The sequence below is a fragment of the Micromonospora sp. NPDC023869 genome (assembly GCF_055559695.1).
The window spans coordinates 223,498-236,819 of the sequence record NZ_JBVHKD010000004.1 but is presented as its reverse complement, the minus strand read 5'-3'; the positions used below and the strand labels follow the sequence as shown (position 1 = coordinate 236,819).

General features: G+C 71.5%; 6 protein-coding genes and 1 pseudogene. 4 read left to right on the top strand and 3 right to left on the bottom strand.

Annotation, left to right across the window (positions count from 1 at the left end; all coding sequences use genetic code 11):
* Positions 1–4 precede the first annotated feature (4 nt).
* The 4 genes and pseudogenes from ACZ31C_RS14450 (at position 5) to pulA (ending at position 7,712) form a co-directional block, all read left to right on the top strand.
* Positions 5–394: a hypothetical protein gene (locus tag ACZ31C_RS14450; protein WP_465795663.1), complete on the top strand. Its 390-nt coding sequence runs from the start codon at positions 5–7 to the stop codon at positions 392–394.
* Positions 395–593: 199 nt separating this feature from the next.
* Complete coding sequence (locus ACZ31C_RS14445) at positions 594–1,262, top strand: hypothetical protein (protein WP_465795662.1); 669 nt, start codon at positions 594–596, stop codon at positions 1,260–1,262.
* Positions 1,263–1,435: 173 nt separating this feature from the next.
* A complete protein-coding gene (locus ACZ31C_RS14440; protein ID WP_465795661.1) occupies positions 1,436–2,071 on the top strand; it encodes a cellulose binding domain-containing protein in 636 nt (211 codons plus the stop codon).
* A 144-nt stretch (positions 2,072–2,215) separates the two neighbouring features.
* Positions 2,216–7,712: pseudogene (gene pulA, locus ACZ31C_RS14435) on the top strand (pullulanase-type alpha-1,6-glucosidase).
* Positions 7,713–7,785: 73 nt separating this feature from the next.
* Here the strand turns inward: pulA and ACZ31C_RS14430 are convergent.
* The 3 genes from ACZ31C_RS14430 to ACZ31C_RS14420 all read right to left on the bottom strand — a co-directional run bounded on the left by ACZ31C_RS14430 (position 7,786) and on the right by ACZ31C_RS14420 (position 13,287).
* Positions 7,786–9,468 carry a hypothetical protein gene (locus ACZ31C_RS14430; RefSeq protein WP_465795660.1) on the bottom strand — a complete coding sequence of 561 codons (1,683 nt, stop codon included), beginning with the start codon at positions 9,466–9,468 and terminating at the stop codon, positions 7,786–7,788.
* Between the two features lie 313 nt (positions 9,469–9,781).
* Positions 9,782–11,515, bottom strand: a complete 1,734-nt coding sequence (locus ACZ31C_RS14425; protein ID WP_465795659.1) for a right-handed parallel beta-helix repeat-containing protein — start codon at positions 11,513–11,515, stop codon at positions 9,782–9,784.
* 290 nt (positions 11,516–11,805) lie between these two features.
* Entirely contained in the window at positions 11,806–13,287 is a 1,482-nt protein-coding gene (locus tag ACZ31C_RS14420; RefSeq protein ID WP_465795658.1) for an aminopeptidase P family protein, read from the bottom strand.
* Positions 13,288–13,322: the final 35 nt, after the last annotated feature.

Genomic DNA, 13,322 nt, shown 5'->3' with positions numbered 1-13,322 from the left:
CGACGTGAATGCTTCCACCGATCTCGACACGCTCACCGAGTTCTTCGACCGGTACGGCGTGGCCCTGACCGTCGGCGACCTGCCCGCGATCGCCGGTTGCTACGCCCTGCCGGGGTTGGTGGTCGCCGACACCTACAGCTTCTCGTTCACCTCGCCGGCGGCGGTGGCGCTGTCCTTCGTGGGCGCAGCTACCGACTACGCCGAGCGTGAGCTGGTCGCCGCGCACGCCGACATCGAGGAGGTGCAGCAGGTCTCCGCGCTGCTGACCGAGGTGGCGGTGCGGTGGGAGTTCCTGGACAGCCAGGGCCGGCAGGTGCCCGGCGAGCGGTACCGCTACCTGCTGCGGGCCGCCACGGAGGGTCCGGTCATCTGCACCGTCATCCGTACCGGCTGACCTCGCGGCGCGGGCCGTCGTGCCCGGCCGTCCCGGGGACCTGGCCCGGCGGGTCGGACGACCCGCCCCCACCCGTTTCGCTCCCCGCTGCCGCCGTGACTAGGCTGTCGCGTCGGTGCGACGAGGGGGGACCTCAATGGCAGTGCGGCCGTCGGGTGCCGAGACCACGGAGACGGCCCGTCGGCGGGCCCTTCCGCGGATGATCGCTTCGGCCCCCTGGGTGGTGGTCTCGGTCGGTGTCGGCGTGCTGGCGGTGCTGCTGGTGGTCGCGGCGCTGGCCTTTCGGGGCCCGGAGCAGCCGTCGTCGTGGAAGCCCGGGCCGGCGATGGCGCTGCCAACACCGTCCACATCGGACCCGGCCACGTCTGCCCCGTCCGGTCCGGAACGGCTCAGCCCGGCGCCGGATGGCGCCGCCACGTCCGCCACGCCAGGATCGTCGGCGCTGCCGACCCCACCGTCGCGGACCGCCTCCCCGGCCGGGCGGTCGGAGGCCAGCCGGTCGCCGAGCGGACCGACGCCCGCCCCGTCGGTGTCACCCGCCGCGCCGGGTGCGCTCACCGCCAGCTATCGGGTGAGCGGTGCGGTCGAACCGGACTCCTTCCGCGCGCAGGTGGTGGTGCGCAACGGCACCGCCGAGTCGCGCGACTGGCAGGTCGAGTTGCGCTTCACCGGCGACGTGACCGGGATCCGCGCCTCCAGCGGACCGGGCGTCTCGGTAAGCATCAAGGGCGGTGGATGGTACCTGCTCAGCGGGACGGTGCAGCTTGCCGCCGGAGCACAGCAGACGGTGGATCTGCGGTTCAGCCGCACCGGCGGTGGCGAGTACCCCGCCCACTGTGTGGTCAACGGTTCCTCGTGCGCCCTGTGATGACCGTACTGTTAGGACGGTTCGGTGTATCCCTGGGGACTTTTCCCTTTCGCTGAAGATCGTTACGCTTGCCCGGCTGCCCGCTGAGGAGATTCATGTCCGGTATGCGTCGCGCTCCGCGTCATCTCTCACCATCGCCCGGTCCCACCGTCGCGTCCTCGCCCTGGATCCTGATGTCGATCGGCCTGCTCGCCATGGTGATGCTGTTCGTCATCGCGATCGGGGCGTACCGGGGACCGGGCCCGGAGTTCGATCCTGGGCCCCAGGGGCCGGCGGCCGCCCCACCCATCCCCGAGCGGGCGTCCTCGGCCGGACGGGAGGCGGCGAGTCCGCCGGCGCCGGCGGTGCCCGGGCTCTCGCCGCGAAAGACCGACCCGCCGAGCGAGGCCGGCATCACCTCGCCGGAGCCGTCGCCGCCGACTGTGTCGACCCCACAGGCGCCGCCGGTGGTGCCGTCGCCGCCGCGTAGCAGCGCCCCGCCGGTGGCCAAGCCCGCACCGATCGAGGCGCAGTACCGGGTGATGGACACCTTCCAGGGCGGCTTCATCGCTGAGGTGTTGATCCGCAACACGTCGCGCAGCGACCTGGGGTGGGTGGCGCGGGTCGAGTACGCGGGCGGTCGGGTGGTGACCGCGTGGCTGGAAGGGGTGCCGCAGGGCACGTTCGACGGGCGTCGGGGCACGCTGACCTATCGCAGTGGTCCCCACCTGTCGGCGGGTGCCTCGGTGGCGCTGCGCTTCCACATCGAGTTCGCCGATCCCTCGCCGAGGAACTGCTCCGTCTCGGGGAGGGCCTGTAGTCGTCGGTGACCCCCGGACCGCCGGTCGCGGGCCGCCACCGATCTCATCCTTGCGCAAGAGACTGCTCTGTTGCCGCCATGTTTGCAAGGTATTGCAGAATGTTTCGGCAAGGGCTAGCGTGCGGGCCAATCAGCAGCCAGAGGAAGGCCGTCGATGAAACCCCCGCCGCTGTCGCGTAAGGCCCTGCTCGCGTTCGTCTTCCTGCTCACCCTGACGCTGGCCGGCGCGCCGGTCGCGGTTCCCGAGAGCGCCACCGCCGCCGGTCGCTCGACCACCGGGGCGCCCAGTGCCACCGGCGCCGTCACCTGGCCCACCGAGCCGTCCGCAGCCGCCCTGCTGGCGGCGGGCACCGACGAGCGGGCGACGGCGGAGCAGTTCTACTTCGTGCTGCCGGACCGGTTCGACAACGGCGACCCACGCAACGACCGGGGCGGCCTCACCGGTGACCGCCTCAGCACCGGCTACGACCCGACGGACAAGGGCTTCTATCAGGGCGGCGACCTCAAGGGACTGATCGAGCGGCTCGACTACATCGAGGGGCTGGGCACCACCGCCATCTGGCTCGCCCCGGTCTTCGCCAACCGTCCGGTGCAGGGCGAGGGCGACGACGCGTCGGCCGGCTACCACGGCTACTGGATCACCGACTTCACCCAGGTCGACCCGCACTTCGGCACCGCCGCCGACCTCAAGCGCCTGGTCCAGTCGGCGCACCGGCGCGGCATCAAGGTCTTTCTCGACGTGATCGTCAACCACACCGCCGACGTCATCAGCTACGCCGAGAACCGGCAGACCTATGTGGACAAGGCGACCACGCCGTACCGGGACGCGCAGGGGCGGCCCTTCGAGGACCGCAACTTCGCCGACGGATCGCGGCCCTTCCCCGAGGTGAACACCCGGTCCTTCCCGTACACCCCGACCTTCCGGACCCCGGCGGACGCGACGGTGAAGGTGCCGTCCTGGCTCAACGACCCGACCATGTACCACAACCGGGGCGACTCCACCTTCGTCGGCGAGAACAGCGAGTACGGTGACTTCGTCGGTCTCGACGACCTGTGGACCGAGCGACCCGAGGTGGTCCGCGGCATGACGAAGATCTACGCCGACTGGGTGCGCGCAACCGGCGTGGACGGCTTCCGACTGGACACCGTCAAGCACGTCAACATGGACTTCTGGCCGCAGTTCAGCCAGGGCGTCACGCAGGCCGCGGCCCGCGCCGGCAAGCCGGACTTCTTCATGTTCGGCGAGGTGTACAGCGCCGACCCGGAGATCGCCTCCAGCTACGTCCGGCAGGGTGGACTGCCGGCCACTCTGGACTTCGGCTTCCAGGAGGCGGCGCGTGGCTTCACCGCCGCCGACGGCTCCGCCACCACGCTGGCCGACCTGTACGCCCGCGACGACCTCTACGCCGTACGGGACACCGACGCCGGGCGGCTGCCCACCTTCCTCGGCAACCACGACATGGGGCGGATCGGCTCGTTCATCGTCAACGGCGACACCGACCCGGCCACCCACCTGCGCCGCGATCAGCTCGCCCACGAGCTGATGTTCCTCACCCGTGGTCAGCCGGTCGTCTACTCCGGCGACGAGCAGGGCTTCACCGGCGCGGGCGGGGACAAGGACGCCCGGCAGCCGATGTTCGCCTCCCGCACCGCCGACTACCTCGACGACGACCTGCTGGGCACCGACCGGACCCACGCCCAGGACCAGTTCGACCGGACGCATCCGCTGTACCGGACCATCGCCGGGCTGGGCGACCTGCGCCGGGCACACCCGGCGCTGCGCGACGGTGTGCAGGTGACGCGCCACGCCGCCGACGGCCCGGGTGTCTTCGCCTTCTCCCGGTTCGACCCGCGCGACCGCACCGAGTACGTGGTGACGGTGAACAACGCGCCGACCGCGCAGACTGTCACCGTGGACACCTGGTCGGCCGGCGCCACCTTCACCGCCGTCTACGGCGCCACCGGTCGGCGGGCGACCGCCGGTGACGGCACCCTGACCGTGACCGTGCCCCCGCTGTCGGCGGTGGTGCACCGGGCCGGTCGGCCCGTCGCGCTGCCCGCCGCCAAGCCGGGCCTGACCATCACCACCCCGACGGGTACGCCGGTGGCCACCCGGGCCGAGGTGACCGCACAGGTCAGCGGGGACCCGCTGGCCACCGTCACGATGGCGGCCCGGGTGGCGGGCGGCACGTGGACCTTGCTCGGCTCCGCGCACCGGGCGCCGTACACCGTGCACCACGACCTGACCGGGCTGGCCGCCGGCACGAAGATCGAGTACAAGGCGGCGGTCCGGGACGCCCGGGGCCGTACCGCCACCGCCCGCTCCACCGCCACCGTGGGCACCCCACCGACCGGCTCGTCCCGCGACTGGCTGGTGGTGCACCACCACCGCCCGGACGGCGACTACGACGACTGGGGCCTGTACGCCTGGGGCGACATCGATCCGGCGTACGCCACCGAGTGGCCGCAGGGTCGCCCGTTCGACGGCACCGACTCGTACGGGCGGTTCGCCTGGGTGAAGCTCAAGCCGGGGGCGAAGTCGGTCGGCTTCCTGGTGGTCGACGCGGACGGCAAAGGACGTCGAGAACGACCGGACGGTGGACGTGACGCGCACCGGTGAGGTCTGGGTCAAACAGGGTGACCCGGCCACCTATCCGAGCCGGGAGGAGGCTGCCGGGACACCGGCACCGCCGGTCGAGGAGGGCGTGGCGGTGATCCACTACCACCGGCCGGACGGTGACTACGACGGCTGGGGACTGCACCTGTGGGACGGCGCGGCCACGCCCACCGACTGGGCCCGGCCGATGCCGCCGACCCGGGTCGACTCGTACGGCGCCGAGTTCCGGGTGCCGCTGGCCGAGGGAGCGACCGGGCTGAGCTACATCATCCACTCCGGGGACACCAAGGACCTGCCGCAGGACCAGCGGCTCGACTTCGCCGAGGCAGGGCGGGAGGTCTGGCTGCTCGCGGCGACACCGGGTCGGCTGCTGCCGCCGACGACCACCGGCGACGGCGGCGGCGACACCGACATCACCCGGCAGGCGGCGCACTGGATCGACCGGGGCACCGTCGCCTGGCGGACCGGTCCCACCGACGGTCGAGCGTACGCGCTGGTGACCGCACCCGCCGGTGGGATACGCGTGGTCGACGGCGAGCTGGTCGGCACGTACACCTCGATGCCGTTGACCGCGCGCCGCAACGGGCTCACCGAGGCGCAGCGCGACCGGTTCCCGCACCTGTGGGACCGGCGCGCCTTCACCCTGGACAAGCGGGACCTGGCCAAGGTGCCGGCGGCCCTGCGCGGGCAGGTGCTGGTGACCGAGCGGGCCGCCGACGGCACGCTGCTCGGTGCCACCGGCGTGCAGCTCCCCGGGGTGCTCGACGACGTCTACGCCCCGGCCACCACCGCCCGCCTGGGCGCCACCTTCACCGGCGGCGTGCCGTCCCTGGCGGTGTGGGCGCCGACCGCGCGGACGGTGTCGCTGGAGCTGTTCGACTCGCCCACCGCCACGCCGCGCGTGGTGGCGATGCGCCGCGACGACCGCACCGGCGTGTGGTCGGTGCGCGGGGCGCGGGACTGGACCGGCCGCTACTACCGGTACCGGGTACAGGCGTGGCAGCCGACGGCCCAGCAGGTGGTGACCGCCTCGGTGACCGACCCGTACTCGGTGGCGCTGGCGGCGGACTCCACGCACAGCCTCATCGCCGACCTGACCGACCCGAAGCTGGCGCCGGCGGGCTGGTCGACGCTGCGCAAGCCGAGTGCGGTGGCGCCGGCCAAGGTGCAGATCTCCGAGCTGTCCGTGCGGGACTTCTCGATCGCCGACAGCACCGTGCCGGCCGAGCGTCGCGGCACCTTCCTCGCCTTCACCGACCCGGGCACCGCCGGGATGCGGCACCTGAGGTCGATCGGTGCCGCCGGGGTGACCCACCTGCACCTGCTGCCCGTGTTCGACTTCGCCACCATTCCGGAACGGCGTGTCGACCAGCGTCAGCCCGACTGCGACCTGGCCGCCGCAGCGTCGGACTCCGAACGCCAGCAGGAGTGCGTCGCGGCGGTGAAGGACACCGACGGCTACAACTGGGGGTACGACCCGCTGCACTACACCGTCCCCGAGGGCGGGTACGCCGTCGACCCCGACGGCACACGCCGGACCGTCGAGTTCCGGCAGATGGTGGCCGGGGTCAACGGCGCGGGCCTGCGGGTGGTGCTGGACGTGGTCTACAACCACACCTCGGCCGCCGGCACCGACCCGCGTTCGGTGCTCGACCAGATCGTCCCGGGCTACTACCACCGGCTGCTCGACGACGGCGCGGTGGCCACCTCCACCTGCTGCGCCAACACCGCACCCGAGCACGCCATGATGGGCAAGCTGGTGGTCGACTCGCTGGTCACCTGGGCCAGGGAGTACAAGGTCGACGGGTTCCGCTTCGACCTGATGGGCCACCACCCGAAGGCCAACATCCTGGCCGCCCGCACCGCGCTGGACCGGCTGACCGTGGCCCGCGACGGCGTGGACGGCAAGAAGATCCTGCTCTACGGCGAGGGCTGGAACTTCGGCGAGGTGGCCGACGACGCGCGGTTCGTGCAGGCGACCCAGGCCAACATGGCCGGCACCGGGATCGGCACGTTCAACGACCGGCTGCGCGACGCGGTGCGCGGTGGCGGCCCGTTCGACGAGAACCCCCGCCACCAGGGCTTCGCCTCCGGTCTGTTCACCGACCCCAACGGCGACCCGGTCAACGGCTCGGCGGCCGAGCAGCGTACCCGGCTGCTGCACCAACACGACCTGGTCAAGGTGGGCCTGACCGGCAACCTGCGCGGCTACCGGTTCACCGACTCCGGCGGCCGGGAGGTGACCGGGGCGCAGGTGGACTACAACGGTTCGCCGGCCGGGTACACCGACGCGCCGGGCGAGGCGATCACCTACGTCGACGCGCACGACAACGAGATCCTGTACGACGCGTTGGCCTACAAGCTGCCGCAGGGCACCTCGGCCACGGACCGGGCCCGGATGCAGGTGCTGGCGCTGAGCACGGTGGTGATGGGTCAGGGCGCCGGGTTCGTGACCACCGGCACCGAGCGGCTGCGGTCGAAGTCGCTGGACCGCAACTCGTACAACTCGGGGGACTGGTTCAACCAGATCCGCTGGGACTGCTCGCAGGGCAACGGGTTCGGCATCGGGCTTCCGCCGGCCGAGGACAACCGGGACAAGTGGTCGTACGCCCGACCGCTGCTGGCGGATCCGGCGTTGGTCCCGGACTGCGCGGCGATCGCGCTGACCGACGCCCGGTACGCCGAACTGCTGCGGATCCGGGCCTCCACGCCGGTCTTCGGGCTGCCCACCGCGCGGGAGGTGCAACGGCGGGTCGCCTTCCCGCTCTCCGGTCCGGGGGAGACGCCCGGGGTGCTCACCATGACCCTGGACGCGCGTGGCCTGGGCGGGCCGTGGCGGTCGGTGACGGTGGTCTTCAACGGCACCCCGCAGGCGGCGACGCAGCGGGTCGACGCGCTGCGTGGGGCGGACGTGTCGGTGCATCCGGTGCTGCGTTCCTCGGCCGACCCGGTGCTGCGTGCCGCCGCGTTCGCGCGTTCCAGCGGCACGTTCCAGGTGCCGGCGCGCAGCGTGGCGGTGTTCGTCCAGCGGTAACACGTGGTCCGGCCCCGCCGGTCCGATCCGTGGATCGGTCCGACGGGGCCGGGCCGTCACCTCGGCGTGAGGATCAGCCGAAGCAGTTCGGAATCGCGGTGATGCTGCCGGCGCAGTTGGTCGGCTTGTTGGCGGTGATCGCGGACTTGTCATCCACGTCCACCTGACCGATGAAGCTGAACACACCGCCGGCGGTGAGGGTGGCGAAGTTGTGCGACACCTTCGTCTTCTCCAGGTCGATCTCGCCGGAGACGGTGAAGATGCCTCCACCGACACCCAGCGGGCCGACGGCCCGGTTGCCGCTGATCTCGCTGTTGCGGAAGGTCGCCTCGCCGGTGCCGTTGAAGACACCGCCACCGAAGAAGCCGGCCTTGTTCTCGACGATCTTGCTGTCCGAGACGTTGGCGATCGCCCGGAAGCCGAGCGCCAGGCCGCCGCCGACACCGACGGTGGTGTTCTTGGCGAGCTCGACGTGCGCCAGTTCCAGGGTGCTGTCGTCGCCCGCCGCGGTCACGCCGCCGCCGGCCAGGACCGCCGTGTTGTGCAGGATCTTCGAGTGCTGCACGGTGGTGTTGCCCTCGATGTCGAGCAGGCCACCGCCGAAGCCGAGCACCTCGTTGCCGGTGATCTCGGTCTTCTCGAGCAACGCGGTCCCGCCGTCGATGTCCTCGCGGAAGATGAAGGCGGCACCGTTGGCGACACCACCGCCGCCGATGATCGCGTCGTTGTTGATGATCCTCGACTCGGCCACCCGCAGCACGCTGGCGTTGAAGATGCCGCCGCCGTACAGGAACGCGGTGTTGTCGGCCACGACGCTACGGTGCAGGTCTGCCTTGCCGAAGTTGGCCAGGCCGCCACCGACGCCACCGGCCTGGTTGGCGACGATGTGCGTGTCGGAGAACGACGCGGTGCCGCCGGGCTGCACGAGCACGCCGCCACCGTCGTTGGACTCCGGCTCCAGCAGCACCGAGGGCGCGGCCTTGGCCTGTGCGGCCTTGAGCGCGGCACCCTTCGGTGCGGCCTGCAGCAGCGGCAGGTACTCCTTCTTGGCCTCGGCGGCCTTGGTCGCCTCCACCGAGTTGGAGAACCGCGACCACACGGCCTCGGGGGTGTCCCCGTTGATCGGCAGTGCCCGGGTCTGGCCGTTCTTGATGGTCAGGCCCTTGACGGTCAGGTTCCCGCCGCGACCCACGTTGAGGATGCGGAACTCCTCGGCCGTGGCGTCCCGGACGATCTTGGTGTCGTGCCCCTTGAGGACGACGTTCTCGGTGATGACCGGCAGGCCGTTGGGGCCGGTGCCGTCGCCGTAGTCGGAACGGGTCAGCGTGTAGGTGCACCCCTTGGCGAGGTTGAGCACGCCGCCGTGGTTGTCGTTGGCGAAGACGAGGGCCTGGATCAGCTTGTCGGAGTCGCAGGGCACCTCCTTCTCGTGGTCCTTGCGGTCGTCGCCGCGGTCCTTGTACTCGTCGCCACCGCGGTCCTTGCGCTGGTCGTCGCGCTGGTCGCCACCGCGGTCCCGCTTCTTGCCCTCGTGCCCCTCGGCGGCACCCGGGCCCCGGTCGCTGTCCGAGCTGACCTGCTGCGCGGTGGACCAGCGCAGACCGTCGGCGCTGACCGCGCCGGCGCCGATTCCGACGGCGGCGATGCTGACCACACCGGTGAGACCGGCGACGCCGCTGGCGAGCCAGAAAGCGCGACGCCGCTTCGGCGCCACCTCCGGCTCCGCGGCGTTGTTCTTAGCTTGGTAGTTGGACATCGGAGCTCTCTGCCCTCTCGTCGTACCAGACAGGGTCGTCACACGCGGGTGAGCTTCCCCTGCTACAAATCGGTTGTAGCTCCCACATGCACCGTATGAGAGTGTTCCTCGCTTCGCGCCCATATCCGAGATAACCCCACATTCGGTACGGGCTGCGCGGGAGTGATGGAAGGGTGCGATACGGGCCGGCCCGGTGCGATCAGCCGCTGACGGGCCCGAGCAGGTGGTAGACGACCCGGGCTCCTCCGCCGTGCGGCGGAGGAGCCCGTCTATGTGGTCGTGCTCTGGATTTACCTGTACGCAGAAGGAACGATCAGCCGAAGCAGCGGTCCGGCACGACCGGGCTGCCGACGCAGTTGGTCGGCCGGTTGGCCGTCACCGCCGAGCTGCGGTCGATCTCCACGCCGCCGTTGTTGGTCCAGATGCCACCGGGCGGCAGCACCGAGAAGTTGGCCTGGACCGTGGAGCCTTCCAACCGGACCTGGCCGCCCTCGTTGTAGATGCCGCCGGCCACCGAGTTCTGGCCGACCACCCGGTTGGCCACGATCGCGGTGTTCCGCACGACGGCGGTGCCGCCGTAGGTGGTCAGTCCGCCACCGTTGCGCTCGGCGACGTTCTCGGTGATCTCGCTGTGCTCGATCACCGCCGTGCTCTCCGGGCCGACCCCCAGCCCGCCGGAGGTGTCGTCGGCGGAGTTCCGGGCCACCAGGGCCTTCTCCAACGCGAGCTGTCCGTCGCCGAGGGCGAGCAGACCGCCGCCGTCCTCGCCGCTGTGGTTACCGACGATCCTGGTCTCGGTCAACGTCGCGGTGCCCCGGTAGGTGAGCACGCCACCCGCGTTGTCGATGGCCCGGTTGCGCTCGATCGTGCTCTTCCAGACCCAGAGCGTGCCACCGCCGCCGGGGAACCCAAGACCGGGGACACCGTTGCCGATGCCACCGCCGTCGACCGCGCTGTTGTCGGTGATCGTGGCCTCCTCGACCCGGAACACCCCCGCGTTGAACACGCCGCCGCCGACCCCGCCGGCGCTGCTGGTCGCCACCCGGCTGTGTGCCACCCGGGCGGTGCCGAAGTTGGCGATCGCGCCGCCGTTGCCGCCGGCGTGGTGCAGCAGGAACTCGCTGTGCTCGACGTCGGCCCGGCCACCCCGCTGCACGAGCAGGCCGGCGCCGTCGCCCGGCGCGACGTCGACGAGTGTGGCGTCGCCACCGGCACCTCGGGCGGCCTCGGCGGCCGAGGCGCTCGTGGCGGCGGGGACCTTCGTGGCGGCTTTGGCGGCGGGGACCTTCGTTGGCGTGGCCGCCTTCGCGCCTGCCTTCGCGTTCGTGCCCGCCCCTGCCTTCGCCGGCTTCGCGACGGCCTTGGCAGAGAGATCGACCCTCGCCCTCGACGCCGCGATCGGGTCGGCCTGGGTCAGCCCACCCTTGACGACGACGTTCTTCAGGGTCAGGTGACCGCTGCGGCCCACGTTGAGAATCCGGAACGGCTCGGCGTTCGCCGCCCGGACGATCGTGGTGTCGCGCCCGGAGAGCGTGACCGCCTGGGTGATCACCGGCAGCCCGTTGCGGCCGGTGCCGTCGCCCACGTCGGAGCGGGTCAGCTCGTAGGTGCACCCCTTGGCCAGCTCCAGCGTGCCGCCGCGGTTGTCGTTGGCGTACTCGATGGCCTGGATCAGCTTGTCGCTGTCGCAGGGCACCTCGCGTCCCCGATCCTTGTCGTCGCGGCGCTGCTCGCCGGAGGACGCCTCATGGCCCTTGCGGTCCGCGCCCTGCTCCTCGCCGCTCCGGGTGGCCTTGTCGTCGGTCCGGCCGTCCGCCTCGGCGGTCGGACCGGGAGCCTCCGGTCTCGGTGCGGCCGCCGGTTGGGCGTCCGAGGTGCTGTTCCGGTCGCCGGACTTCTGGTCCCGGGCGGCCACGCCGCCCAGAGCGGCCAGTCCGACCACCCCGGTGAGGCCGGCGACTCCGGCGGCCACCCATATCTTGCGTCGTCGTCGACCTGGCGGGACCGGAGGCGGCCCACCGTACGAAGTCAACTCGTCATTGGACATCAGAGCCTTCCGCCCTTTCCTCCTACCAGACTGACCCGCACCCGTACGAAGCAGCGCGAGTAGCTACAAACAGCCTGTAGCCTCTGATGACTACCGTATGAGAAGCATCTTCGCGAGGATGACTAATACGAAAAAAACCCATAACTGCCCCAGTTCGGGCGTACAGCTGCCAATCAGGGGGAGTGGCACCGAAAGCGCCGGGCACCACCGCGACATGACGAAGGGCGGGCCCTTCGCAGCGGCGAGCGTTCGCCCACTGGAAAGGCCCGCCCTCCGGCGGGTCGTACGGGTCAGCCCGGCAGGCGGGGTCCCGCCTCGCGCTGCTCGGCCAGCCAGGTCTCCACCTCGTCGGCCCGACGCGGCAGGCCGGCCGACAGGTTCACCGCACCGGCGGCGGTGACCAGCACGTCGTCCTCGATCCGGATGCCGACGCCGCGCAACTCCTCCGGCACCAGCTCGTCCTCCGGCTGGAAGTACAGCCCCGGCTCGACGGTGAGCACGTAGCCCTCGCCCAGCTCCCCGTCCCGGTACTTCTCCTTGCGGGCGTGGGAGCAGTCGTGCACGTCGATGCCGAGCATGTGCCCGAAGCCGTGCAGCGTCCACCGCCGGTACACGGTCGACTTCTCGTCCATCGCCTCGTCCACGCTCACCGGCAGCAGCCCCAGCTCGGCCAGCCCCTCGGCGAGCACCCGCATGCAGGTCAGGTGGACGTCCTTGAACTTCACGCCGGGCTTGATGAACTCGATGCCGGCCTGCTGCGAGGCGTACACGATGTCGTAGACCTGGCGTTGCAACGGGGTGAACCGGCCGTCGACCGGCAGCACCCGGGTCACGTCGGCGGTGTAGAGGTGGTGCCCCTCCACGCCCATGTCCATCAGTAGCAGCTCACCCGGACGGGTGACGCCGTGGTTGTGCACCCAGTGCAGGATCGTGGCGTGCTCGCCGGCGCCGACGATCGAGCCGTACCCGACGTCGTTGCCGTCGTGCCGGGCGCGCAGCGCGAAGACGCCCTCCAGCAGTCGCTCCGAGACGCCCCGGTCGGCCGGCAGCACCCGGGCCACGTCCTCGAAGCCGCGTACCGTCGCGTCGATCGCGTCCTGGAGCTGGGCGATCTCCCACTCGTCCTTGACCAGCTTCAACTCCGACACGGCGATGGCGAGTTCCCGGTCGCGGGCCGGCTGGCCGTCGGCCCGGGGCCCGTCGTACGGGCGCACGGCCGAGTCCACCGAGGCGTCGAACCCGCGCAGCACCCGGGTACGCGCCGGGGCCAGGTCGCCCAGCGCGGCCTCCAGCTCGGTCAGGTCGGCGGTGGGCAGCCCCAGCTCGGTCGACTTCTCCGCCAGGGTGTGCCGGCGGCCCACCCACAGCTCACCGTGGCGGCTGCGGAAGAACTCGTCGGTCTCCCGCGAGGAGCGGGGGCGCATGAACAACGTGGCGTCGTGCCCCGAGCCGTTGGGCCGCAGCACCAGGACCCCGTCCGGGTCGTAGTCCCCGGTCAGATACGCGAAGTCGCTGCCCGGGCGGAACCGGTACTCGGTGTCGTTGGCGCGGACCTTCTCGCCGCCGGTGGGGATCACCAGCGTCTCGCCGGGGAAGGCCGCGGAGAGGGCCGCGCGACGCTTGGCGTAGTTCGGTACCTCCGGCCGGGGGCCGACCGGCAGCCCGGTGTCCCGCCACCCCTGCCGCATGAACGACAGGAACGCCGGTGGGAAGTCCGGGTCGTGCGACTCCGTGCCGTCGGCCGGCTTGCCGTCGGTGCGTTCCTCGGTCATTCCCCGCTCCCTTCGCCGCATCGCTGGTGCCGACG